The following is a 22,975-nucleotide window of genomic DNA, read 5'->3' on the forward strand; positions in this document are numbered from 1 at the left end:
GGGGGGGCGGGGGGGGGGGGGGGGAACCCGCCCCGGCCCCTTTCCCCCCCCGGCCGCCGGCCGGGGGGGCCCGCCGGGATTTCCCCAGGGGGGCCCCGCCCGGGGTTGTGGCGCCGCGGCACGCGCCCCCCCCCCCCCCGGCGGCGGGGGCGCCTGACAACCAAGGAAGGGCCCCCCCCCCCCCCCCGCCCCCCAGCGGGCGGGGCCCCCCCCCCCCCCCCCGCCCCTTCCGAAAGCGGGGGGCCCCCCCCCTGCCCCCCCCCCCCCCCCCGGGCCGGCCGGCGGCGCGCCCGCCCCCCCCCGCCCCCCCCCCCCCCACCCCCGGCCCCCGGCCCGCCCCCGTTTTTTCCCCTTTTTCCCCCCCCCCCCGCCCCCCCCCCCCCCCGCCCGCCGCGGGGGGGCCCCCCGGGGGGCCCGGCCCGGCCCCCCCCCCCCGGGCAAGCGGGGGGCGCACCCCCGCGGCCCCCCCCCCCCCCCCCCCCCCCCCCCCCCGCGCCCGCGGCCCCCCCCCCGCCGCCCCCCCCGCGACCCCGCGCCCCCCCGCGCGGGGCCGCGGGGGGGCGGGCCCCCCCACCCCGCCCCCCCCCGCCCCGCCGAACGACCAACACAAAAAAAAGGGGCCCCCCCCCCCCCCCCCCCCCCTGGGGGGGCCCCCCCGCAGTCGTTTTGTAAATACTCGATTTGAAAACAAATTTAAAGGTATGAAAATGAAAACATCCAATCTTCCGTTCATTTTACAGGCTCTGCTCGCTGCGATATTTTTCGGGGCAAGTGCTCCGATTGCCAAGTTATTACTGGGTGACAATATTGCGCCGGTTTATCTTGCGGCATTTTTGTATCTCGGAAGCGGCACAGGGACTTTTCTAGTCAGACTCACGCAGCGAATGCAAGGCAAAGCTAAAGAAGCGGATATCAAAAAGCCGGATATTAAATGGCTGGCGGGGGCGATCATTTCCGGCGGAATTCTTGCGCCGATCGTTTTAATGGTCAGCTTGCAGAACACACCCGCATCCACGGCGTCGTTGTTGTTGAATTTTGAAGGCGTGGGGACAACCCTTATCGCGTTATTATTTTTCAAGGAAGCCATCAGCCGCCGCGCGTGGTCTGCGATTTTGGTGATTACCCTGGCAAGCATTTTCCTCTCTGCCAATTTCGAAAGCGGATTCGGACTCTCGCTCGGAGCGCTGGGCATTATCCTCGCTTGTGTGCTGTGGGGCGTGGACAATAACTTCACGCGCAATATCTCAGGCAAAGACCCGCTTGCCATCGTGGCGTGGAAGGGATTGGTCGCCGGGACGTTCTCATTTTTTCTGGCGTTTTTTCTTGGAAACGAACTACCATCCTTGACGATCATTCTCAGCACACTGGCTTTGGGATTTATCAGCTACGGGTTGAGCACCATGTTATTCATCCGCTCAATGCGCGGACTTGGAGCGGCGCGTACCAGCGCCTTATACGGCACGGCTCCACTGGCGGGCGTGCTGCTTATCGATTGTGATCTTTGGGGAGTTTCCGTCTTTTCTATTTATCATCGCCGCAGTTTTGATGATCGGCGGCGCGTTGTTACTCATCAACGAAGAACATTCTCATGCACACGCGCACACTGCGATGATCCATGAACATAGTCATAGCCACGATGACCCCGCGCATGGGCACGATGACTCAAAGGAAGTTCATGCTCACGAGCATGAACATTCCGCTGAAGAGCATGAGCACGACCACATGCCTGATATTCATCACAGGCATGGCCATGAGGAATGATTCAGGATGGAAAATATTCCTCGAAACAGCGACCCGCTCACCCGTCGAAAGAAGCGGATGGGAAAATGGTCAGGTGTAGAAAAATGTGATAAAACGGGATGATTTGTCAGCGTAAGATCAAGGTCCCGATCAATAAACCAGTTCTGAATTACAAACAAGGAGATTAAACAATGCCTACCCCCACTCTTAACCCCCATTTGCCTTTTGGTGAAAACAAGCAAGCCGATTGGTACGGGAAGGATATTTTGTCTGTCAAGCAATTCAGCCGCGATGACCTGCAATATGTGTTCGGCGTGGCGCATGAGATGCGCGGAATGGTCGAGCGCATTGGAACGTTCGATCTGCTGAAGGGCAAGATTTTGGCGAATCTGTTTTATGAACCGTCCACGAGAACATCGTCATCTTTTATCGCGGCGATGGAACGGCTCGGTGGAAGTGTGATCTCGATCAATGAAGTGAAGTATTCATCGGTGTCGAAGGGCGAGAGTCTGCCGGATACGATCCGCACGCTGGAATGCTACGCGGATGTGATCGTGCTGCGTCATCCTGAAACCGGCTCGGCGGCAATCGCGGCCAAGGCAGCCAAGAAACCGGTGCTCAACGCGGGTGACGGCGTGGGCGAACATCCGACACAGGCATTGCTGGATACATTCACGATCATGGAAGAACTAGGGCGGCTCGATAATTTGACCGTGACCATGCTCGGCGATCTGAAATACGGACGTACCGTTCATTCACTGGCGCGCCTGTTGACCAACTTTACGAATATCAAATTAAATTATGTCTCGCCTGATATTTTGAAGATGCCCAAGGAAGTGATGGATGAAGTGGGCGCAAAGAATGTACCGCAGACTGAACATTCATCGCTTGATAAAGTTTTGGCTGAGACCGATGTGTTATATGTGACCCGTGTGCAGAAGGAAAGATTCGAAGACCCCGCTGACTATGAAAAAGTGAAGGGCGCGTATGTGATCGACCCTGAAATTATGAAGGCGGCCAAGAAGGATATGATCGTAATGCATCCATTGCCGCGCGTGGGCGAGATCAGCACAGACTTTGATGATGATCCGCGTGCCGCGTATTTCCGTCAGATGGAATATGGTTTGTATGTGAGAATGGCGTTGTTGGCGCTGGTGTTGGGGAAGGCGTAGTTTTTTTAGGGTTTCTGAGGTGTCTAAGGGCTCTGAGGTTTCTAAGGTTTAAAAAGTATCTGAGGTATCAAGGTGTCGTTCAACACTTTTGATACCTCAGATACTTTAGACACATCATACACTTTACGCACCAGAGACGCGGCACATCCCCCCCTCACACACCTCAGAAACTTCAAGCAAAAACTAATCTTCTGCCGCTCTTGCTACTTCATCGGCTTCGAAGACTACTTCTTCCTTGCCGGTTAATTTATCGTTTACTTTTGAAACAACCAGTCGTAAATGACCGGAATGCGCCACGTAATCAAGATCATCCGCAGGGACAGCCAGCACGGGACACAACGTAAAGTTCTCAATCCATGATTCGTATAATTCATTCAGGTTCTGTAAATATTCGGGGGCGATGGTGCGCTCGTAGGTCCGTCCACGCGAGTTGATGCGGTTTAAGAGGGTTGGCACGGATGCCCGCAAATAAATAACGAGGTCAGGCGGAGGGAGAAATTGCACGGCGGTCTCGTATAACTCACGATAGGTCTTGAAGTCACGGTCTTTAATATTTCCCTGATCGTATAAATTTTGCGCAAAAATTTCTGCATCTTCATAAACACTGCGATCTTGAATGACAGAATTCGGATGCTGGGCTAAATTCAAATGCGAGCGCAGGCGGTGAGTCAAAAAGAATACCTGTGAATGGAAAGCCCAGTCAGACATGTTCTGATAAAAATCTGCGAGGTAGGGGTTTTCTGTCACAGGCTCGTAGAACGGGTCCCAGCCCATTTCATTGCACAACATTTTCACCAGTGTGGATTTTCCCACACCGATGTTTCCAGCGACTGCAATAAATTTTCTCATGTGATGCCCTCAGGGGTGAATTTTTAGATCTTTTATTCAATCGCTATCATACCAAAAAGAAACAGAGTCCACGGAATCTTTAAGAACTCCATGAACTCTGTTTCAACTCAATAAATAAAAACTGACTTTCTAGGGGATTTCTCCGGCCAGTTCCTTATCGATGATCTGCTGAAAATTAACAAGCGGCTGGGCGCCCACGATGGCAAGTCCATTCACAAAGAAGGTTGGCGTGGACTGCACTCCCAGATCAAGCGAGAAGTTCATATCCTGTTGAATGAATTCATCGTGGCTTCCGCTGGTAAGGCAGGCGGTGAATGTTTCCACATCCAGACCGAGATCAGTGGCATATTGAATGTAAGTCGCTTCGTCCAAGGTTTCACTGCTGAATAATTTTTCGTGAAACTCCCAATACTTATTTTGGTCATTGGCGCACAGCGAAGCAATTGCAGCGGGCATCGCGCTCGGGTGAATGGAAGTGAGCGGCAGGTTGCGATACACAAAACGGATCTGGCCCGGGTAGGCATCGAGCAATGCCTGATAGGTATCATCATGGAAGCGGCGGCAGAATGGGCATTGATAATCGCTAAATTCAACGATGACGATCTCCGCATCATCCGGACCGAGGCTTGGGTAGCCTTCGGTGGGGATTTCATAACGGGTATAGGGAGACTGAGTCGGTTGCGGCGCTTCAACAACTGGACCGGAGGGCTGCTGCGCCGCTACGGCAGCAGGAGCGGCGGCTGTAACAGTTGTGCCGCGTCCCCAGGCAACATAGCCAACGAGAATGCCAACTGCAAAAGCCAGTACAACCAGAACAGAGTAAAGTGACTTAACTTAAAGGTGACTGGTTTCTTCGGAGGTTTCAATCACTTCTTCCTCCTCTTCTTCTTGAAGTTCAATAATAGGGGTGGATTTTTTTTAGTCATGGGCGGGATTATAGCCTTTCTACATGCTTTTGGAGAGGTACTTAAGTTTGAAGCGCTTGCGTCATTTCTTGAAATTTTGCGTACATAAAACAAGGAGACCTTATGACTACTCAGACAAAACAATCTATACCCTGGTATTTATGGCCTTTTGCCGCGATCTGGAAACTACTTTCTGTGATCGTGGAAATGACCGGCCGTTTTGTGGCAATGGTACTTGGCATTGTCTTTATCATTGTCGGTGTGATTGTCAGCTTGACGATCGTGGGGGCCATTGTGGGAATTCCGCTGGCGTTGGTTGGTTTGCTTTTGCTGCTGCGCGGAATGTTCTAGAATTACAAACTTCATCTGCAGATTTATGCGAAATCTGCAGATGAAGTTTTATTAAGGCGTATCCACTTTGGGATGCTGATTCTTTTTGGGGAGCAGAGCCAGCATCCGGCTTGAGAAGGATGCGAGCGCTTTGCGAACGGGGGGAATCCGAAAGAAAAGAAAAACTGCGATGACGAGTCCATACATCAAAGGTTTGACCACTTCCCCCTGAAAGGAAAGGATGTCGCCTTTTTTGCTCCATAAATAATGCAGCACGGTCAGCGGGCCGATCAAATAAACGACCTGATGCAGGCGTTTCCAGTTTTTGCCGAGACGTTTTTTCCAAATATCGAACGAAGTGATCGCAAGCGGAATGAGCAGCACAAAGGCGATTAAGCCCGCAATCAGGCGCGGCTTTTCGACAACCTCGGTTATTAAGTTACTCCATGCAAGGCCATAATCCAGATCGGCAAAAATAACCACATGAATGACTGCGTACATGAAGGCATATAAGCCAAGTGCGCGGCGGCGTTTTAGCGGTTCGCTCCACTTAAAGATGGTGTTGATGGGTGTGCATAATAATGACAATACCAGCAGAGTGATGGCGTGACGGCCGGTGCGCTGTTCAAGATCCTGAATGGGATTGGGCGAAAGATTGCCGGTGACAAGATCAAAGACCAACCAGATAAGTCCAGACCACGCATAAATATGCATGGCAATTTGTAAAGGGGTGTAGGGAAATTTTTTCATAAATTTTTTTACAGCTCCGATCTGTGATATCGAAGCTGTAAAAATTTAATAATTTTCAACAAGGCTCATGCCATCATACAATGCGGCGACCTGCTCACCATATCCATTAAAGGACAGGCTGGGTCTGCGGCTGAGTTCGCCAATGCGGCGCTCGGTGGCCTGTGACCAGCGTGGATGATTCACTTCAGGGTTTACATTTGCATAAAAGCCGTATTCGTTTGGCGCTATGCTGTTCCATAAGGTGGCAGGCATTTCAGCGACCAGCTCAATCTTCACGATGGATTTAATGGATTTGAATCCGTACTTCCACGGCACTACCAAACGAATGGGCGCACCGTTTTGCGGCACGTTGGGTTCGCCATACAAACCGGTGGCAAGAAGCGTAAGATCGTTCATGGCTTCATCAAGACGCAAACCTTCCTGATATGGCCACGGATAAAATGGGCTTTTTAACCCGGGCATTTCTTCAGGACGATTGATGGTTTCAAAACGGACGTATTTCGCATCTGAGGTGGGTTCAACCATGTTTAACAAAGCCGCCAATGTAAACCCTTCCCAAGGAATAACCATGCTCCAGGCCTCAACACAGCGCAAACGATAAATCCGTTCCTCTTGCGGAAATTCCTTTAACAGATCTTCAATGCCAAATGTTTTGGGTTTATTGACCAGACCGCCCACTTCAACTGTCCACGGACTGGTGGTGAAGCCTTTTGCTTCAGCGGCCACCTGCTGTTTATCGACAGTGAACTCATAGTAGTTATTATAGTTGGTGATATCTTCATACGTATTGAGCGGATCACCCAACTCATCGGTCGCACTGGACGTAGGAACTGGTTCGGCGTTCTGAATCTCATCCGCCACTGACGGCGCACAAGCGCTCAAAAGAGCCGCGCCAGTGGCAACGGTGGCGGCTTTCATAAAATCACGGCGTGAAAGGTAGGTATCTTTTGGCGTGATCTCGGAAGAACGAACGGGAACGGACTTATATAAATGGGTCATGGGTGAACTCTCCTTGAATATTTTCACTCTGCAAGTAAGCTTTGAATGGCGGCTTCTGTGGTTTTGTATCCACCTTCGCCGATGTGAGTGTAGCGAAGGTGTCCATTTTTATCGATAAGGTATAACGTAGGCCAATAACGGTTTTTATAAGCTCTCCAAGTCGCACCTTCGTTATCCTGTGCAACTGCGTATTTGATCCCATATTCATCAATGGCATTCTGTACATTGTTCAGGTCTTCCTCAAAGGAAAACTCCGGGTAATGATTGCCAATGATGACCAGGCCCTGCTCGCGATATTTTTCGTCCCATTCCTTCAACGAAGGAATCACATGTTGGCAATTAATTCAGCCAAATGTCCACATGTCGATGATGACGACTTTGCCGCGCAAATCTGCGAGGCGCAGCGGAGCGTCTACATTCAGCCAAATATCATTTGTCAGTTCGGGAGCAGGCCCAAGGTCAGGCAGAGAAACGGAGGCAATGTTGGGCAGGGAAACGCTCTCTGTTGTCTGAGTCGCGGTACAGGCGGTTAATCCAAAGATCAATCCAAGCAGCCATAATCTTTTCATTTGTTGTCTCCTTGATGGGGTTATTCTAAGAAAACTTTCTTACGAAAAGATTACACAGGGTTAAGAGTTTTGTTAGGGCAGGTTAAACATGAATTGACTGCCGCGCCCGGATTCGCTTTGCACAGTGATCCTGCCCCCGTGCGCGTGGACAATGCCGCGCGAGATGGCAAGCCCCAGCCCTGCGCCGCCCGTGGAACGGCTGCGCGATTTTTCGCCGCGATAAAAGCTTTCGAAGACATGCGGCAGATCATCTGCGCGAATGCCTTCACCTGTATCAGATACACACACTTCAACACCAGAGCTTGTGCGCATTACGCGAACATCCACGCGGCCTGCGGTCGGCGTGTGGCGTATGGCATTGCCAATTAAATTATTTAGCACGCGCCCAATGCGCTGCGTGTCCATGATCACAGGGTCAACATTTGGATCGACACTACCTTCAAGCTTCACACCCTGGCGTAATGCCAATTCAGAAAAAGATTCGAGCGTGTCTGAAATTAAATCAGACAAGGATGACTGAGCACGGTCAAGCGGAAATCCGCCAGTATCCAACTGCGCCATTTGAAAAAGATCATCGATCAAAACTGAAAGCGAACGCACATCCCGCTGGGCAGTTCCCAAATATCGTTTGACCGTTTGAGGGTCGTCCACCACCCCATCTTCCAACGCTTCAAGAATTGCACGCACCGAGGCCAGCGGAGTTTGCAGATCATGCCCAACCCATGCGATCAAATCCGCGCGCAGGCGTTCAAGTTCACGCTGTTTTTTATCCACGGTTTCGAGTTGTTCGGCCATTTGATTAAATGTGTTTGCAAGCGCAGCAATTTCATCACGTCCGCTGGCTGAGACACGTGTTTGCAAATCACCTTCGGCGAGTTTTTCGGCCGCAATTTTCAACATGTTAATTCGATTGGTGATCGTGCTGGAAATAAAATACCCCAACATCATCGCCATGCCGCTTGCAAAAACCAGCAGAACAACGGCAAGCAAAAGATCGTGCTGGCTGGCAAACATCATTTGCGCAGAGAACCAAACGTTGAAAAAAGTCAGCAGGCTTGAAAGTGCATAACCGCCAAGCAATGACCAGCGTACTGTAGGCGAGAGATTGAGCCAGCCCAGTTTATACGCACCATATCCCACTAACGCCGAAACCAACGCGGTAATTCCAAGGAACAAGGCCATTAAGCGCAGATCATTTAATGGCGGGGCCATTAAAAAATAAAACACACCAAGTGACAGCACAACGATGAATAAAATACCAGAAACAAAACGCGCGGTTAAATTTTTCATGGCTCGAATTTATATCCAACGCCCCAAACGGTTAATAATTTTTCTGGCTTTGATGGGTCACTCTCGATCTTTTCGCGCAAGCGGCGCACGTGTACTGTCACTGTGCCAGGGTCAATATATTCTGCTCCGCCCCAAACCCGTTCCAATAATTGGTCGCGTGTAAAAACCTGTTTTGGGTGGCGCGCCAGCAGATAAAGCATATCAAATTCTTTTGCAGTTAATTCGATCTCAGATTTATTGACCAACACAACACGTGTGAGCGGATCGATCTGAATGGACTCAAAAGATAAAGCGCGATCAGACTCCGCCCCAGATTGGTCCCGCCCAACACGCCTTAACACCGCCCGAACACGGCTGACCAACTCCTGCGGGCTGAACGGCTTGACCACATAATCATCCGCGCCCATCTCAAGGCCGGCGATACGATCCACTTCCTCGCGCCGCGCAGTGACCATGATGATCGGCACATCTGAACGATCTCTCAACCAGCGCGTCAGGGAGAGTCCATCAACTTCGGGCAGCATGATATCCATGATGACAAAATCAGGAATCTGCTTTTCCAAAATAACCATGGCTTGTCTGCCATCACTCACTGTTTGCACCTGAAAGCCCGCTCGTTTCAAGTACAGACTGACTACCTCTGCCAGGCTGGGCTCATCTTCAACAATCAAAATGCGTTTTCCACTCATTCGTATGATGATACTTTATTATCGTCAGGAGGATATTAATAAATCCTTACGATTATCGTTAAAGTTCATCTTCTTGTAAGGATTTGGCATGTTTTTTGTAACAACCTTTGGGTACCCTTGTGTCATCAATATATTCAAAGGAGAAACATGAAAACAAAACAATTTCTTTTATACACACTCATAATAATGGCACTTCTTATTACCGCTTGCGGAGGGTCTATTTCAGCTACTGAAGAGGCCATGCCTCATGCCGATGCCACAGAAGTCATGATGGATGAGGAAACGCCAGCTGCAGATGCAGCGATGAGCAAAGAAACCCCGGCTGCTGATACGATGATGGAATCCCCTGCCTGGTACTCTGCGCCGCTTACTGATGTGCGCACGGGGCAGATTTTCACGATCAACGATTTCAAAGGCAAGGTTGTGCTGGTGGAAACCCTGGCAATGTGGTGTCCCAACTGCAAAAAGCAACAGGGACAGGTGCAGGCTTTGCATGAATTGCTTGGCGAACGGGATGACTTTATCAGCCTGGGACTGGATATTGATTTGAATGAAAACTCCGCTGACCTCAAGAGCTATGTTGAAAGCAATGGCTTCGACTGGTTGTACACGGTAGCTACAACAGAAATTGCACAGGATATCTCAAAACATTATGGTGACCAGTTTCTGAATCCACCATCCACGCCTATGCTGATAATTGACCGCCACGGTGAAGCGCATCCACTGCCATTTGGAATAAAAAGCGCGGACGAATTGCTGAAATTTATCCAGCCCTTCCTTGACGAAGCGATCTAAAATCAAAATGCCCGTCAAGAGAACATCTCTTGACGGGCAAAGGATAACCATGGAAACCATCATCACCTCTTTAACAATCGGCTTGCTCGCAACCACCAGCCCATGTGTATTGCCTTTGTATCCGGGTTTTCTAGCTTATATCAGCGGCGGGCAGGATGGACTGCAAGGGAAAACCAGCCGTTATTTTCTTGGCTTTTTTGTGCTGGCAGGCGTGTTGACCATGATGCTTGCACTCGGTGGAATTATTGCACTTCTTTCTGTTTCCATTGGAAAAGCACTTTCGGTCATCATTCCCATTGCAGACGCGATCATCATTATTTTTGGGTTCATGCTGTTATTCAACGTTAATCCATTCAAAAAATTACCGCAGGTGCAAGTCCCATTTTTATCACACCCATTTGTAAATGCCTTTGTGTATGGGTTGCTATATGGCCCAATTGCATTGCCATGCTCGGGCCCATTGGTGGTGAGTATTTTTGCATTGTCACTAACTGTTGCAGACGCTCTCGGAAAACTAAACGTATGCTTTTGGTTTGGGATGGGCTTTGGTGTTCCATTATTGGCATTATCTTTTCTTTCAGGAGCCGCGCAGCGTTGGATCACACGACAATTTGCATTACGCGCACAACTGATCAACTTTATAAGCGGCTTGTTACTGCTCGGCGTGGGAATTTACGATATCATCATCAATTGGGAATTAATCAAAGCGTATCTTGGTTAATCCATGCGCCTGATGGCAGGGTGCAATAATGGCAACAGACTGACCACAGCTGTGAATCCGCCTGCGGCAATAAATACAATTGTCACACCCACCCTGTCGATCAGCCAGCCGGTAAATGCGAAACCTATGGGCAGTAAAACAAAAGAACCCAGCGCATCCATGCTGAAAACACGTCCCATTTTCTCGGGCGGCACCATTTCCTGCATCAGGTTCATCCAGACCAGGGCGGTGACCTCCAGCGCGGCGCCATTCATCAGGGCGGCAAATACCAAAACCGGAAGTGGAAGTCCGAAGCCGAATACACCGAGGCCAATGCCTGCGATGGCGCCGCTGATATAAAACAGAAGGCCGCGGCGGCGAATCTTCTTAAGACTTCCCATGCCCAGGCTGGCAATGGCATAACCAATTGGGAAAATCGCATAAATAAAGCCAAGCATTTTTTCATCACCGCCTAGCTTCTGTTGGACAAGAAAGGGCATGGCGATGCTATATGGGCCGGCCAGTGTAACATTCATAAATGCAGAAACAAGAATCCCGACCCATAAAATTTGCGAGGAAAATATCGCTCCAAACCCGTCGCGCAGATCCTGCTTGAGTTGATCGAGCGTGAACCCCGGTTCTCCCTCACGGGCAGGCGCGGGGATGTTAAGCAGCGCGGTGACAGTCAATGCGCCGATGAAAAAAGATAATGCATTAAATCCAAAAGCTGTGGCGGTGCCGCCAAATCCCACGATCAATCCGCCGATTGCAGGGCCGGCCACACGCCCAAATTGCATACTCAGGCTGTTGATCGAGTTGGCACTGGAGAGATCATCTTCGGCTACGATCTGTTGGATGAGCGCATTATAAGCGGGCATAAAAAATGCATCGGCAAATCCAAATAAAATGGCGATGACATAAATTTGCCACAATACAAGCTGATCTGTATACGCCAGCCACGCACCGATCGCCATAATAAAACAACGCGCCGTGTCAGAAATAAAAAGCAGCAGGCCGCGCGGCATTCGATCCACGACCACGCCGCCGATCAACACGAAGAGTACCATGGGCAGTGTGCTAAAAAACAGCACAGTACCCATCGCGGTGGCCGAACCTGTTTTTTCCAACACCCACCAGGCCAGCGCGATCTGAAAAAGAAAATCGCCGATGCGCGAAAGAGTCTGCCCAAACAGCAATGCTGAAAATTTCCTGTTGCGTAAAGCACGAAAGGTGAATTTCATATCAAACCCGGATTACTAAAATGAGAAAATCTTGCTTTGTTTCTGAATCTGTCCGTGCTGATACAGATTAACATCCCCCGCGCCAAATACCTGCCAGATGTGGTTCCCGTTATTAATCATGCCAGTGCGTTCATCAATGCCGATCAGTGTTGCATCAGGCAATGCCTGCGTCAGCTGGCCGACCCATGACTTTCCAAAAGTGTTGTGATGCGGCAATACACATGCGTTGGGAATTAAATTCAGTCCGCGCAATAATTTCTTTTCGTAGGGATCATAATAATATTCACATAAGACCATCGCCCCCGCACTGCTGCCCGCAATGACCGCGCCACGCTCGTATGCGTCCAACACCGCGCGCCAGCAGACACTGTCTGCGAGAGTCTCTGCCAGATGCCGGGGAAACCCTCCAGGTAAATAGATCAGGCTCGAGGTCCGAATGGATGCGGCGAGGGTTGAGTCGTCTGCGCTGACTGAGTCGATCACATCCGCAGTGAAAACATTTCCGGCGCCCAAACTCTGAAACCAGCGGATGCCATTGCTGCCGGCGCGTTTGTGGTTGTGATCGGGTGCGGCAGCGGTGGGGATGATGCAAATGGGGGCATCAAAACCGCCAGCCAGTTCAATGGCACGCAGATCTGGCTCAGACATTTGCCCGCCAAACTCCGCGCCGCCTGCAAGCAAAAGAATACCTGTCATAAAGTATGGAAAGTTGTGCTATGTAAAAGATATGACATGGATAAAATTTCCTGATCAATGCAGTGATACATAAATTCTCAAATGGGGCAATCTGTTCGGGCATTATATCAAAATCAACTTCCTGCAAAAAAATCCCTGCACTGTGTGCAGGGATTTAATTCAAACCAAAAAATCTACTCGCCTAATTTGGTGACAACAAAATCATCAAAGATGACACTCGCGCCGCCGCTTACATCATCGGTCGAGGCGAAGAGACCAACCGTACCACTGACATAGGTGCTATCAGAAACGCTGTCGATCTGCTGCCCATTGACATACAGAGTAAGCACACCGCCGCCGCAATCCAACCCAAGCCGCATGGAATTTGCGGAGGCAGAGATCACATCTGATGTACCTTCCTTAAGGTACACATCATCTCCAATAACAGAAGACTTGATGAAGGCATAATAGCCATCGGGTGAAACGCCGACATAATAAAATGCGTTCGTTGTGCCCGCCTCATTACAGATAATGCCAAACTTGGCTTCAGGGTCTGAGCTTGTGCTCGTTACGCTCGTTTCAATATGAACATTCTCATAACTCACCGTATCTGGTGTGGACCAGGTCATATAGAACGGGGTAAAGACAGTCATCTGTAAACCGCCATTTGCATATTCCACCGAACTGTCGGTATCTGTTCCTGTGCCCCAACCGCTGCTGTCGCTCGAAAAGTCATCCGAGGGTAATGGATTCAGTATCGAATCCATGTTTGGGGCTGCACAGGCAAGCGCTGCCAGTGCCAAAACAATGATAAAACCAAAAACTTTTAAACCTGCTGATTTCATGTAACACTCCTTTTGTATAGTGGGCAATATTTTAGCATCACCGCCGGATACGCAAAGAGTACTTTACTCCTATCGATTATTCGCTGCGTTCAACTTCCACGCGCAGTTGATCACCATCGGTGATGACGGATATCCATCCGCTGCGGTCAGTGCGCAAAACAGAAAAACCATCCAAAGATTCCAAAACAGATTCTGAGGGCAGCCCGTTGGGGTCACCGGCGGCCACACTTAACACCACCAGCTTTGGGTTCACATTTTCAATAATATCCGGCGGATTGGACGGCGCGTAGCCCGAATCCGCGAGCAGCAGCACATCAACATTGCCGATCACATTGCCATATTCCAACTCTTCGAGCATTCCCTCACTCATGCCAATCGGAAGCAAGGCACGAAAATTTTCATATTGGATGAGAACCACGCTTCCCTTCGGACCGACAGCCTGAATCTCGATAAATGCGCCGTCACCCAGCTCAAGCCTTTGTCCTGCTTCCACGCGGCTGACGGGGATTCCTTCCTCTGCGAAAAATTTATCCAGCGCCTGGGCCGGGAATGAAGCTTGCACATTGCCGCTCCACAAAACATTTTCAGGCGGATATCTTTCGAGCACGCGCGGCAGAGCAGCCAGTTGTTCCTCCTGGGTGGAGGCGATGATAAGCCAATCCAGTTTGCGTGAAAAGAAAGGAAGCCTTCTGCCCAGTTCGTCAGAAAGTTTGGATGTGCTTGCACCGCCATTGATCAAAATATTTCGGCCTTCAGGCGTTTGAATTAAAACTGCATCGGCGGAACCGGCTTCAAGGAAGGTAATGTGAAGCTGCCCATCACCAGTGGTCGCAGATGCGCGCCAGATCATGATCATGCAGATAAAGAGCAGCGCGAGAGTGGCTGTCAACGCAACGGCTCGAAGCGAACCTGCCAGAGAGCTGATCCACTCTTTAATGGGCTGCCAGTTGAAGGTCACAGAAAGAAGCGCGATGTAAAAGGCGAGCACCATTCCAAAAGAGGAGTCCCCCAGATAAATGGAGGCATAGGGCACACGGTCAAATAATTCCACGATGCGAATGGTGTACGACGCGAAAGGCCATGCGACCCAGGCAATCAGTTGGCCGAGCGGGAAGATGACGAGACTGGTGAAAACAGCCAGCCCGCCAGCGACCATTACTGCGGGTTGCACAGGCAGAATGAACGGATTGGCGATGAATGAGATAAGGGAGATACGTTTGAAATGATAGGCCATGATCGGGATGGTGGTGAGCTGCGCGGCAAAGGTCAGCACTACGTTGTCGTTAATGATCCGCGTAAACATGCTTGTATCCTGTTTTGAAATTTTTGAAATAAGCGTACTGGTGAAATTTGAGAACGGTTCGGCGTAAAGGATCAGCCCAAGCGTGGCAAAGAATGAAAGTTGAAAGCCTACATCCCAGATCACAAGCGGATTGAAGATGGTCATGATCAGCGCAACCAGCGCGAGCGCATTCATGCCATCGTTGCGCCTGCCTAGTTGACGCGCCAGCAGTGAAATGCTGCCCATAAAAGCGGCGCGCACAACTGCCGCATCCGCCCCAACCAGCAAAGTATAAAAGATGATTCCAAGAATGGCAAAAGCTGCGCCCAGCCTTTCACCAAACATATTTTTAAAAATGGAAAAGAAAATCCCGGCGATGATGGCGATATTAAAACCCGAGATGGCAATGATATGTGAGGTGCCTGTATTTTTAAACGCGTTTTGCAAATCACGCGTAAGACCTGTATCCACGCCAAGCAGGATGCCCGCCATAAGCGAGGCTTCGGGATCATGATACAGGCGATATGTATGTTCAAGCAGTTTGTCTTTTAGTTTGTAAACCTGCACAAAAAACAAGTTGCCGCCATTCCCCGGCAGAATGGTCACATCTGCAATGGACATGTAGGAATGAATCCCTTCGCGCGCGAGATAATCACGATAGGAGAATTCTTCATCTTCGGGCGGAGTCTTCAAGTCGCCGCGCACCCGCACCCGTTCGCCGTATTCATATTTGACAAGCGTTGGCACGCGCACCAGGACGGCGCCGCGGGCGGGCAGGTCACCGCTGCCTGAGTCCACGGCTTCTACTTTGATATGCAGGTTTGTGTATGTGTCGCGGTAATCCGGCGGCTCTGCCAGCGTGCCTGTGACCAGTATTTCATAATCGCGGTCATTGTAAAAAGCAATATGAAACGCATCAATGGCAGGTTGCCGAAATTGATACCACCATGCGCCGCAAAGAAAGGAAATGGGAAGGATGAAAATAAAAGGATGAAGGATAAAAGATGGAAGACGGAATGTGGAAGACAGAAGGCGAAAAAGTATTACGATGAATAAAAGCGCGAGCATCATCGCAAGCCAGAGGTTTGCAGAAAACGCAAGCAGGCTGGCGATCATAATTCCTGCAATAAAAGAAAGTGAAACCCATGGCAATGGCATGATTGGGATTGTACATTAGATTTTCAGATTATGAACCCGGGGAAATAAAAATTTTATCTTGCAGGTTTATAATAAAAGTACTATGACGAACCAAAACCTTATTCTCATCACAGGCGCAACCGGCTATGTCGGCGGGCGGCTGGTGCCGAAACTTCTTGAAGCGGGTTATCGGGTGCGCTGTCTGGTGCGTGACCCTTCCCGTTTGCAGGGACGTTCCTGGCTCAATCAGGTGGAAGTGATCAACGGGGATGTACTCTCTGCTGAAAGCCTTGCCGAAGCGATGAAAAATGTGTCTGTGGCATATTACCTGATCCACGGGATGCAGGGCGGAAAAGTCAACGCTGAACGTGATCTGCAAGCAGCGCGTAATTTTGCACAAGCCGCCGAAGATGCAAACATTGAACGCATCATCTATCTTGGTGAATTGGTTGACCCAACAGCGAATCTCTCGCCCTATTTGCGTGCACGCCATGAAACGGGATATATCCTGCGCTATGGGAAAGTGCCCGTCACCGAATTTCGGGCGGGTATGATCGTCGGCTCGGGCAGCGCGCTCTTTGAAATGATCCGCTATCTGACCGAGCGCGAACCTGTGTTGATCTGCCCTGCATGGTTTTACTCACAAGCGCAGCCGATCGCCATTCGCGATGTGCTCTCTTATTTAATAGACACCCTCAAGACCCCGGACAGCAACGGACGTGTGATCGAGATCGGCGGGCCAACCCGCCTGACCTACGCCGAGATGCTTTTAGGATATGCAAAAGAACGCGATCTACACCGCTGGTTGATTCCAACGCCGTTCAACGCGCCGCGCCTTTCGGCTTATTGGGTACACATGATCACCCCGATCCACTGGCGGATCGTAGCCCCGTTGATCGAAGGCCTGCGTGCCAAACTTGTTGTGCGTGATGATACAGCGAAGAAAATATTCCCACAGATTCACCCGATCGATTTTCAAACTGCGGCTCATCTCGCATTGGGGCGTATTCAACGTGATAATGTAGAGACGAGCTGGTCTGATGCGCTTGTGGTTTCAATGGGCGATTTCAAACCCTATCAATTCACGGTGGAAGAAGGCATGTTTATTGAGCGCCGTCAGATCCTTTTGGATCTGAAACCCGAGGATGTGTTCCGCGCTTATACGGGTATCGGCGGCGAACGCGGCTGGCTTTATATGGACTGGTCATGGGCAATTCGCGGCTGGATGGATAAAGCCATTGGCGGCGTTGGCCTGCGCCGCGGGCGCCGTCACCCTGATGAAATATACACGGGCGAGTCGCTTGATTTCTGGCGCGTGGAAAGTGTTGATAAGAACCGGCTGATGCGTCTGCGGGCGGAGATGAAACTGCCGGGTAAGGCCTGGCTGCAATTTGAGTCTACGCCGCAGGATGACAAAACCCTGTTGACGGTCACTGCCTATCTTGCGCCGTATGGAGTGCCGGGCTTTCTATATTGGTATGCCATGTGGCCTTTTCATAAATTTATTTTCGATGGGCTTGCGCGTCAGCTTGCATCCCGCGCGCGCGTGTTGGCACATTCGTATTAACGTTTATTAGCAATCCAACAGCGATGGTGAAAATAAAATGCCTCACATTTCCTACTTTCTCTTTCCCATTCTTGGTTATCTTTGCGGCTCGCTGACATTTTCGGTTTGGGTCACACACTTTGTCAAAGGCGTGGATGTGCGTGACTCGGGGTCAGGCCATGCAACTACGACCAACACGATCCGTCAGGCCGGGTTTGGCTGGGGCGCGCTGGTGCTTGCGCTGGATATTGCCAAGGGATTTATTCCAACGTATCTGGCAGTCCGCGAGGTAAGCACTCCGGTCTACATCATTGCGATTACGGCAACCTGCGCGGTGATCGGTCATTGCTGGCCGTTGTTTGCACGCTTTCGCGGCGGAATGGGACTGGCAACCGCAGGCGGAACGTTTCTGGCGGTGAATTCGCTGGTGTTTTTGATCAGCCTTGGACTTCTGATATTGCTTGTGTTGGTGATTCGGCATTCGGCGCGCGCGAGTGTCTTGACTGGAATTCTCATCGCGCCGGCGCTATGGATACTCAACATCCGCGATGCAGCATTTTGGGTAACAGTCGGCGCGGGTGTTGTGATCGCGATCAGATTTCTAACAGATTGGAATCGTCAATATCGTGAGCTATGGCTGGACCGCGAACAAACAGGAAGAATCTCGGAATAAGAATCTGTCCATCGTCCGCCGGGCAGGCTGGGGCGCGGCGCGAAGCGGAATTTACATCCAAATAAAAAGAGCCTCAGTCTGCACTGAGGCTCTTACTCATCTCCCAACAACCAATCCAAAATATTGGCTTTCTTTTTTGGTATTTCTTCCAAACGCGGTGTGGATAAGATGACAACCGTGATGTTATCGTGACCGCCGCGCTCATTTGCCAGATTGACCAACGCTTCGGCTGCGGCTTTCATATCTCTTTTTGAGCGGATGATCTTTAGCATTTCATCATCCCACACCAGATCGGTCAGACCGTCACTGCACATTAATATGGTATCGCCCGGCTCAAGATGGAAACCCTGATTGCGCTCTGATTCTTCATTGCTTTCTTCGTTATCGATGCGTAAACGAAAATCCACTTCGGGTAATTTTAAGCCGCCCAAATGCCTGCGGATAACATGCACGTTCGGGTGGTCGTGCATTTGCTCGGCAGTGATGATGCCTTTTTCGTAGGCTTCCTGCACCCAGGTATGATCAATGGTCAGTCTTTGAATTTGCTTGCCGCGCAAAAGATAAATTCGCGAATCGCCGACGTAGGCGGTATAGAGTCTGTTTTCAATAACCCAGACACAGGCACAGGTCGCGCCCATGCCGGTCTCATCATCATTTCCGGCAGAATGAGAAGCGATTGCCTGACTCGCTTCCTGAATTGCATACTCAAGCGCTTTGACAGGTTTTCTGGCGCTGCTCTCGGCGATGCCTTTGGTGATGTAGTTCACCGCAAGCTCTGCCGCCACTTCACCGGCGCGATGTCCGCCGATGCCATCTGCAACAACGGCAAAAACCGCCGGACGCGGGTCTTCCTTACTCAGCAGATAAGATGAGATCGCATAACGATCCTCATTGTTCTTGCCGGACATTCCGGCATGACTGAGTGCGGCAACGTGAAGATGAGCGAGTGTGGTACGAATCATTTTTCAATGTCAGTTAAGACGGTAACCGTGGGTTTTGACACAACAGGCGCTGTCCTAAAGGATAAACGATAGATTAATTGGCCGAAGTGTATCATATCCCCATGCATCAGCCGATAGCCCTCACGGGGGATGGGTTCATAATTCACCCAGGTGCCCGCGATCGAATTGTTATCCTGCAGTAAATAACCGCCATCATCGGTTTGCCTGAGTCTCGCATGAACAGAAGAGATGGAGGGGTCATCCAAAATTTGGGTACATTGCACAGGATCGGTGCCAAAGATGACTTCCTGCTCAAGCAGTGCGATCGGTGCAACTGCCGCCACCTGACCATCTGCATTAATGCGGAATAAAGATGCCGCCGCTTCTGTTCTGGACTTTGGAACTGCCACGGCTTTCTTTGAGGGTGCGCGCCGCTTTTTGATTTTTTCTTCCACGGGCGCGGGTGATTCTGCAATGGCTTGTATGGATTGGGTCAACGGGTCGGCATCGGCGCGGCGCGCTTCCTGCGCGGCACGCAATGACGGAATACGCAGCCGTCCGCTAAGCAAGATGAAGAAAAGCACCAGACCGGCAAGGATGATCGCGCCAAATGTAATGGCTGTGCGATATTTGGCAAGCAATGCCGAAATTCCGCGCGGCGGCTGGACAACCGTCACCAATACTGGAACGGGCATACTGCTCTTGCTCAAACCAAGCACATCCACCGCCTCAACAACAACCTGATGTTCGGCAGTATTGGTATAGGCGCTGATGTCCCATGTCAACACAAGGAAAGGTTCGGTAGTGTTCTCGTCCACGATCACACCATCTACATATAGAGTGGTGCGCGTCAACGGGCGCGGATGTCCGTCGAGGAACTCGACGATCATCTCAATATCCTGTGCGGCGGGCAAAAGGATCTCCGTATTGAACGGATCATCTTCCGGCGCGCGGCGTGTGATCTGTAAAGAAGTGGTGATCGGGAATGGGTTGGGCGGCTGAACATCCATGCGGAATTTCTGCTGGGCAGAATTAACTGCGCCCGCTGGAAGGCTGACCTGCACGCCAAGCGAGTGATCGCCTGAAGTATTTAATCGTGATGTGTAGGAAAGTGTATACACTCGCCGCAAAGCGGAAAAATACGCCTCGGGGTCGGGGAAGCGTTCAAGACCCGAATATGTGAACATGCTTCCGCCGGTTTGAATGGCAAGGTTATTAAACGCGGCTGCACTGGTTGTGCTGAAGGTTGTTTGCAGATCAATGAACCAGACAAAGATATGAATATCACTTTCCCCTGCCCGCTGAGCGTAGGTCTCAAGGACAGAGATAAGATTGGCGTCATCCATGTGCGGAGTGATAAAGAGGATGGCGCGTTTCATTCCCAGGCGCGGAGTCTGTGCGTTGACAGTATCGATCGCGATGGAAAGGGATTGCAGGTTGGGAATCGCCGCGCGAAAATCCGGCTGGAAGGCATTTAACCCAACAACAAAATCCGCTGCGCCCGCATGATTGATAACAGGGCCAGCCTGACTGACGAGACTATAGTCATCGGGCAGGTCGGCGGGACGGCTTTGCACCCATTGCGCCAACACTTGCGCTGTCCGCTGGAAACGGGAGGCGCCGGTTGGATCCCGCGCATCGAGTTGTTCGCCTTGATTAACAGCGATAACAAGCTGCAACGGCACAGCGATCTCATTCAGCGCGTTGACCGGGATCGGCTTATTGTCTTCGATAACAGTAACAGCTTCGGGCTTAAGGCCTGATACGAAAATGCCGTTTGAGTCGAAGACATCCAGGAACGAGGAAACTGTCGGAAAGGAGGATAAATCCGCCGGGTAGAGATTCGCAGCGGCAAGGCTTTGCTGTGCGTGCGCATTTGAGGCTGCACCAAACAAAAAGATTAAACCAAGAAACAGAGCTAAAATTTTACGCATTGGCCTCAAGAAAAACGGGAGCAACTTCTTTGGGAGTGGTGCTGCGCAGGTAAGCCAGAGTCCAGACAGATTCGGTGTAGGTTGTGAGAATGCCGTTGAGTACCCATAAAACCGGACTGTAACAAAGGACAAATATACCCACCGCGATAAAAGGCTGCCATGAAGTAATGTTGCCATCAATAAAGGTTTGCATTAATGGAATAACCAGCAGCAGGATGGGTAATAAAAGAATAAGGTTGATGATAAAACCAGCGATACCAAGCACAATGCCGATAATGAGCAGGGGAATAATATTTTGTAAAAAGACCTGCCAACCACGCCCCAATGCGCCAAAGACGCCCAAATTATCTACAATAATGGAGCGCTTGACCTGCACATGATACAAGCTCAATGCGATGGAAACTGGAATCGCGCAGCAACAGACGGCGATCAGGATCAATACAACCAAACCGCCCGCAGCGGTCATATCAGGCATACTGGTTCCGCTGTTAATGAGTGGAAGTAACCCTATGAACATCGCGGCAAAAAAGAGAATGAAATAGGGCAGCCAGATGACGATTGCCGCTCCGAACAGCCGCCAGAAGTAATCGAGACTTTCACCGAATAGTTCACCAAATTGGAGGGACTCTGCGCCATTTTCCGCTTTAACCACGCCGCGCGCCAGACCAGCCGTACCGACAAGCGTGAAAAATATTTGCAAAATAAGGGCAATGAAAAAAACTGCAAATAGTGCAAACACGATCCAGGTATTTTGTTGAAACCAGCTTTCCATGCGCGCCAGGAAAACTTCGATCTGCCTCAGCATTTCAGGTGTGAACGGGTTTTCGCCTGTTCCACTGCCATTGCTTCTGCTGCCTGAATTGGAATTACTTCCGCTGCCCCTGCCGCAACTGGCAAGGATGCCGAATATCCACAATATCTTGTATTTCCAGGTGATCTTTCCGGCACGGATAAAAACTTCAAGAAGGTCGAATTTCATGGCAGACTCCTTTTCTACAATTTACTGAATAATACCTGATTCTCGGTTTTCCAGCAGACTTGGGGAGAGTCTACGGTAGGTGAGGTTTAGGGCTGTCTTCATGAAAACACCAAGGAAACTTGAAAGCAGGATTATCGCCGGAAAGAAAATGCAAAAAAAGAACAGGGCGATCAAAACCGTACCCTGCAAACTCATTTCCTGTCCAAACTCCAGCAAAAATGGAAATACAAAAAGCGGCATCATCAGTGGCGTGATAAGAAAACTGCTCAGGATCGAACTGCCGAAATAAATGACCATGGTGATAATGACATATTTCCAAAAATGGGCGCGCACCACATGCAGCGCATGTTTAAGCGCATCCATGACGCTCATCTCTTCCATGAAAATCGCAGCTTGAGCAGCTTCCAGAACAGCGCTCATCAGGAATACCAACGGCATCAACAATATCAAAATCGGCTGCAGACAAATGGAAGCCATGCCGATGGTAACCACGATCAATATAAACATGAGTAGATTAAAGAGGGTGAGTGCCAAGCCAACCGTCAAATTAACGATCAACATCAGCCCGAGGACGCGCCAGAAATACGGCAGACCATCTCGCAATAAATCCATGAAACGGGTGGAGCCTTTGCCCCGATCCGCGCGAGCAACTCCCAGCGTGGCAGCTGAACCGGTTGCGGCACGAACTACATAGTTGAAGATGCCAAAGAAAATAAGACTCAGAAAAAAGAGGATCACAAAGATCACATCAACAAACGCGGGGAGCTCCGCATTTGCAATCATGATGCGAATCAAAAAGAGAACAATGAAAACAGCAAACGGCAGAAACCCCGTCACGATCGGCAGCAGAAGCAAGCCCCAAATGGACTTATGCTTCCAACTGAGTTGGGCGGCACGCGTTAAAACGTTGCTGTAATCGAAATTCATATTCCAG

25 protein-coding genes are annotated in these 22,975 nt (G+C 50.5%); 9 read left to right on the top strand and 16 right to left on the bottom strand.

Annotated elements, in window-relative coordinates; all coding sequences use genetic code 11:
• The first annotated feature begins 707 nt into the window (after positions 1-707).
• From IPL71_RS12025 to pyrB, 3 genes are all read left to right on the top strand, one after another.
• Positions 708-1,619 carry a DMT family transporter gene (locus IPL71_RS12025; protein WP_345321890.1) on the top strand — a complete coding sequence of 304 codons (912 nt, stop codon included), beginning with the start codon at positions 708-710 and terminating at the stop codon, positions 1,617-1,619.
• Positions 1,616-1,840: a hypothetical protein gene (locus IPL71_RS12030; RefSeq protein WP_345321892.1), complete on the top strand. Its 225-nt coding sequence runs from the start codon at positions 1,616-1,618 to the stop codon at positions 1,838-1,840. Before IPL71_RS12025 ends, IPL71_RS12030 begins: the two co-directional genes overlap by 4 nt.
• A gap of 91 nt (positions 1,841-1,931) precedes the next feature.
• Positions 1,932-2,912 (top strand): aspartate carbamoyltransferase, encoded by a 981-nt coding sequence (pyrB, locus tag IPL71_RS12035; RefSeq protein ID WP_345321894.1) that lies wholly within the window; start codon positions 1,932-1,934, stop codon positions 2,910-2,912.
• Between the two features lie 183 nt (positions 2,913-3,095).
• Here pyrB and IPL71_RS12040 read toward each other — a convergent pair whose 3' ends face one another.
• The gene (locus IPL71_RS12040; protein WP_345321896.1) at positions 3,096-3,761 is read right to left on the bottom strand and encodes a deoxynucleoside kinase; all 666 of its coding nucleotides are present in this window, start codon (positions 3,759-3,761) and stop codon (positions 3,096-3,098) included.
• 129 nt (positions 3,762-3,890) lie between these two features.
• Positions 3,891-4,409, bottom strand: coding sequence for a DsbA family protein (locus IPL71_RS12045; protein ID WP_345322302.1), 519 nt, complete (start codon positions 4,407-4,409; stop codon positions 3,891-3,893).
• Between IPL71_RS12045 and IPL71_RS12050 the strand changes: the two genes are divergently transcribed.
• Together IPL71_RS12050 and IPL71_RS12055 are read left to right on the top strand one after the other, a co-directional pair.
• Positions 4,311-4,589: a hypothetical protein gene (locus IPL71_RS12050; protein WP_345321898.1), complete on the top strand. Its 279-nt coding sequence runs from the start codon at positions 4,311-4,313 to the stop codon at positions 4,587-4,589. The genes IPL71_RS12045 and IPL71_RS12050 overlap by 99 nt on opposite strands.
• A 200-nt stretch (positions 4,590-4,789) precedes the next feature.
• Positions 4,790-5,017, top strand: coding sequence for a hypothetical protein (locus IPL71_RS12055; protein WP_345321900.1), 228 nt, complete (start codon positions 4,790-4,792; stop codon positions 5,015-5,017).
• A 51-nt stretch (positions 5,018-5,068) separates the two neighbouring features.
• Here the strand turns inward: IPL71_RS12055 and msrQ are convergent, their stop codons facing one another.
• From msrQ to IPL71_RS12085, 6 genes are all read right to left on the bottom strand, one after another.
• Positions 5,069-5,746: a protein-methionine-sulfoxide reductase heme-binding subunit MsrQ gene (msrQ, locus tag IPL71_RS12060; RefSeq protein WP_345321901.1), complete on the bottom strand. Its 678-nt coding sequence runs from the start codon at positions 5,744-5,746 to the stop codon at positions 5,069-5,071.
• Positions 5,747-5,791: 45 nt separating this feature from the next.
• Complete coding sequence (gene msrP, locus IPL71_RS12065; protein ID WP_345321902.1) at positions 5,792-6,745, bottom strand: protein-methionine-sulfoxide reductase catalytic subunit MsrP; 954 nt, start codon at positions 6,743-6,745, stop codon at positions 5,792-5,794.
• A gap of 23 nt (positions 6,746-6,768) precedes the next feature.
• Positions 6,769-7,074, bottom strand: coding sequence for a redoxin domain-containing protein (locus IPL71_RS12070; protein WP_345321904.1), 306 nt, complete (start codon positions 7,072-7,074; stop codon positions 6,769-6,771).
• 15 nt (positions 7,075-7,089) lie between these two features.
• Entirely contained in the window at positions 7,090-7,314 is a 225-nt protein-coding gene (locus IPL71_RS12075; RefSeq protein ID WP_345321905.1) for a thioredoxin domain-containing protein, read from the bottom strand.
• 72 nt (positions 7,315-7,386) lie between these two features.
• Entirely contained in the window at positions 7,387-8,604 is a 1,218-nt protein-coding gene (locus tag IPL71_RS12080) for a sensor histidine kinase (protein WP_345321906.1), read from the bottom strand.
• Positions 8,601-9,275, bottom strand: coding sequence for a response regulator transcription factor (locus tag IPL71_RS12085; protein ID WP_345321907.1), 675 nt, complete (start codon positions 9,273-9,275; stop codon positions 8,601-8,603). The genes IPL71_RS12080 and IPL71_RS12085 overlap by 4 nt, the downstream gene beginning before the upstream one ends.
• 165 nt (positions 9,276-9,440) lie before the next feature.
• Between IPL71_RS12085 and IPL71_RS12090 the strand changes: the two genes are divergently transcribed.
• Positions 9,441-10,088 (top strand): TlpA family protein disulfide reductase, encoded by a 648-nt coding sequence (locus tag IPL71_RS12090; protein ID WP_345321910.1) that lies wholly within the window; start codon positions 9,441-9,443, stop codon positions 10,086-10,088.
• A gap of 49 nt (positions 10,089-10,137) precedes the next feature.
• Positions 10,138-10,809, top strand: a complete 672-nt coding sequence (locus IPL71_RS12095; RefSeq protein ID WP_345321911.1) for a cytochrome c biogenesis CcdA family protein — start codon at positions 10,138-10,140, stop codon at positions 10,807-10,809.
• Here IPL71_RS12095 and IPL71_RS12100 read toward each other — a convergent pair.
• The 4 genes from IPL71_RS12100 to IPL71_RS12115 form a co-directional block, all read right to left on the bottom strand.
• Positions 10,806-12,029: an MFS transporter gene (locus tag IPL71_RS12100; protein WP_345321913.1), complete on the bottom strand. Its 1,224-nt coding sequence runs from the start codon at positions 12,027-12,029 to the stop codon at positions 10,806-10,808. The two genes, IPL71_RS12095 and IPL71_RS12100, sit on opposite strands and share 4 nt — an antisense overlap.
• A 15-nt stretch (positions 12,030-12,044) precedes the next feature.
• Positions 12,045-12,725 carry a cyanophycinase gene (locus tag IPL71_RS12105; protein ID WP_345321915.1) on the bottom strand — a complete coding sequence of 227 codons (681 nt, stop codon included), beginning with the start codon at positions 12,723-12,725 and terminating at the stop codon, positions 12,045-12,047.
• Between the two features lie 173 nt (positions 12,726-12,898).
• On the bottom strand, positions 12,899-13,549 hold the full coding sequence (locus IPL71_RS12110) for a hypothetical protein (protein WP_345321917.1): 651 nt from the start codon (positions 13,547-13,549) through the stop codon (positions 12,899-12,901).
• A 76-nt stretch (positions 13,550-13,625) separates the two neighbouring features.
• Positions 13,626-15,989 (bottom strand): ComEC/Rec2 family competence protein, encoded by a 2,364-nt coding sequence (locus tag IPL71_RS12115; protein ID WP_345321919.1) that lies wholly within the window; start codon positions 15,987-15,989, stop codon positions 13,626-13,628.
• A gap of 82 nt (positions 15,990-16,071) precedes the next feature.
• On the opposite strand from IPL71_RS12115, the gene IPL71_RS12120 reads away from it, so the two are divergent.
• Together IPL71_RS12120 and IPL71_RS12125 are read left to right on the top strand one after the other, a co-directional pair.
• Positions 16,072-17,535: a DUF2867 domain-containing protein gene (locus tag IPL71_RS12120; RefSeq protein WP_345321921.1), complete on the top strand. Its 1,464-nt coding sequence runs from the start codon at positions 16,072-16,074 to the stop codon at positions 17,533-17,535.
• A 37-nt stretch (positions 17,536-17,572) separates the two neighbouring features.
• Positions 17,573-18,187 (top strand): glycerol-3-phosphate acyltransferase, encoded by a 615-nt coding sequence (locus tag IPL71_RS12125; RefSeq protein WP_345321922.1) that lies wholly within the window; start codon positions 17,573-17,575, stop codon positions 18,185-18,187.
• Positions 18,188-18,279: 92 nt separating this feature from the next.
• Here the strand turns inward: IPL71_RS12125 and IPL71_RS12130 are convergent, their stop codons facing one another.
• The 4 genes from IPL71_RS12130 to IPL71_RS12145 are packed head-to-tail and all read right to left on the bottom strand — an operon-like array spanning position 18,280 to position 22,968.
• Entirely contained in the window at positions 18,280-19,149 is an 870-nt protein-coding gene (locus IPL71_RS12130) for a PP2C family protein-serine/threonine phosphatase (RefSeq protein WP_345321924.1), read from the bottom strand.
• The gene (locus IPL71_RS12135; RefSeq protein ID WP_345321926.1) at positions 19,146-21,062 is read right to left on the bottom strand and encodes an FHA domain-containing protein; all 1,917 of its coding nucleotides are present in this window, start codon (positions 21,060-21,062) and stop codon (positions 19,146-19,148) included. The genes IPL71_RS12130 and IPL71_RS12135 overlap by 4 nt, the downstream gene beginning before the upstream one ends.
• Positions 21,055-22,041, bottom strand: a complete 987-nt coding sequence (locus IPL71_RS12140) for a hypothetical protein (protein WP_345321928.1) — start codon at positions 22,039-22,041, stop codon at positions 21,055-21,057. Before IPL71_RS12140 ends, IPL71_RS12135 begins: the two co-directional genes overlap by 8 nt.
• A 21-nt stretch (positions 22,042-22,062) precedes the next feature.
• Complete coding sequence (locus tag IPL71_RS12145; RefSeq protein ID WP_345321930.1) at positions 22,063-22,968, bottom strand: hypothetical protein; 906 nt, start codon at positions 22,966-22,968, stop codon at positions 22,063-22,065.
• Between the last annotated feature and the right edge of the window lie 7 nt (positions 22,969-22,975).

The sequence above is a fragment of the Candidatus Villigracilis proximus genome (genome assembly GCF_016717045.1).
Classification (GTDB): Bacteria; Chloroflexota; Anaerolineae; order Anaerolineales; family Villigracilaceae; genus Villigracilis; species Villigracilis proximus.

What these genes read in the sequence shown, in the direction of transcription:
- IPL71_RS12025 (WP_345321890.1), top strand. Translation starts at nt 708, where the DNA reads ATGAAAACATCCAATCTTCCGTTCATTTTACAGGCTCTGCTCGCTGCG.
- IPL71_RS12030 (WP_345321892.1), top strand. Translation starts at nt 1,616, where the DNA reads ATGAACATAGTCATAGCCACGATGACCCCGCGCATGGGCACGATGACT.
- pyrB (WP_345321894.1), top strand. Translation starts at nt 1,932, where the DNA reads ATGCCTACCCCCACTCTTAACCCCCATTTGCCTTTTGGTGAAAACAAG.
- IPL71_RS12040 (WP_345321896.1), bottom strand. Translation starts at nt 3,761, where the DNA reads ATGAGAAAATTTATTGCAGTCGCTGGAAACATCGGTGTGGGAAAATCC.
- IPL71_RS12050 (WP_345321898.1), top strand. Translation starts at nt 4,311, where the DNA reads ATGGAAGCGGCGGCAGAATGGGCATTGATAATCGCTAAATTCAACGAT.
- IPL71_RS12055 (WP_345321900.1), top strand. Translation starts at nt 4,790, where the DNA reads ATGACTACTCAGACAAAACAATCTATACCCTGGTATTTATGGCCTTTT.
- msrQ (WP_345321901.1), bottom strand. Translation starts at nt 5,746, where the DNA reads ATGAAAAAATTTCCCTACACCCCTTTACAAATTGCCATGCATATTTAT.
- msrP (WP_345321902.1), bottom strand. Translation starts at nt 6,745, where the DNA reads ATGACCCATTTATATAAGTCCGTTCCCGTTCGTTCTTCCGAGATCACG.
- IPL71_RS12075 (WP_345321905.1), bottom strand. Translation starts at nt 7,314, where the DNA reads ATGAAAAGATTATGGCTGCTTGGATTGATCTTTGGATTAACCGCCTGT.
- IPL71_RS12080 (WP_345321906.1), bottom strand. Translation starts at nt 8,604, where the DNA reads ATGAAAAATTTAACCGCGCGTTTTGTTTCTGGTATTTTATTCATCGTT.
- IPL71_RS12090 (WP_345321910.1), top strand. Translation starts at nt 9,441, where the DNA reads ATGAAAACAAAACAATTTCTTTTATACACACTCATAATAATGGCACTT.
- IPL71_RS12095 (WP_345321911.1), top strand. Translation starts at nt 10,138, where the DNA reads ATGGAAACCATCATCACCTCTTTAACAATCGGCTTGCTCGCAACCACC.
- IPL71_RS12100 (WP_345321913.1), bottom strand. Translation starts at nt 12,029, where the DNA reads ATGAAATTCACCTTTCGTGCTTTACGCAACAGGAAATTTTCAGCATTG.
- IPL71_RS12105 (WP_345321915.1), bottom strand. Translation starts at nt 12,725, where the DNA reads ATGACAGGTATTCTTTTGCTTGCAGGCGGCGCGGAGTTTGGCGGGCAA.
- IPL71_RS12110 (WP_345321917.1), bottom strand. Translation starts at nt 13,549, where the DNA reads ATGAAATCAGCAGGTTTAAAAGTTTTTGGTTTTATCATTGTTTTGGCA.
- IPL71_RS12115 (WP_345321919.1), bottom strand. Translation starts at nt 15,989, where the DNA reads ATGCCATTGCCATGGGTTTCACTTTCTTTTATTGCAGGAATTATGATC.
- IPL71_RS12120 (WP_345321921.1), top strand. Translation starts at nt 16,072, where the DNA reads ATGACGAACCAAAACCTTATTCTCATCACAGGCGCAACCGGCTATGTC.
- IPL71_RS12125 (WP_345321922.1), top strand. Translation starts at nt 17,573, where the DNA reads ATGCCTCACATTTCCTACTTTCTCTTTCCCATTCTTGGTTATCTTTGC.
- IPL71_RS12130 (WP_345321924.1), bottom strand. Translation starts at nt 19,149, where the DNA reads ATGATTCGTACCACACTCGCTCATCTTCACGTTGCCGCACTCAGTCAT.
- IPL71_RS12135 (WP_345321926.1), bottom strand. Translation starts at nt 21,062, where the DNA reads ATGCGTAAAATTTTAGCTCTGTTTCTTGGTTTAATCTTTTTGTTTGGT.
- IPL71_RS12140 (WP_345321928.1), bottom strand. Translation starts at nt 22,041, where the DNA reads ATGAAATTCGACCTTCTTGAAGTTTTTATCCGTGCCGGAAAGATCACC.
- IPL71_RS12145 (WP_345321930.1), bottom strand. Translation starts at nt 22,968, where the DNA reads ATGAATTTCGATTACAGCAACGTTTTAACGCGTGCCGCCCAACTCAGT.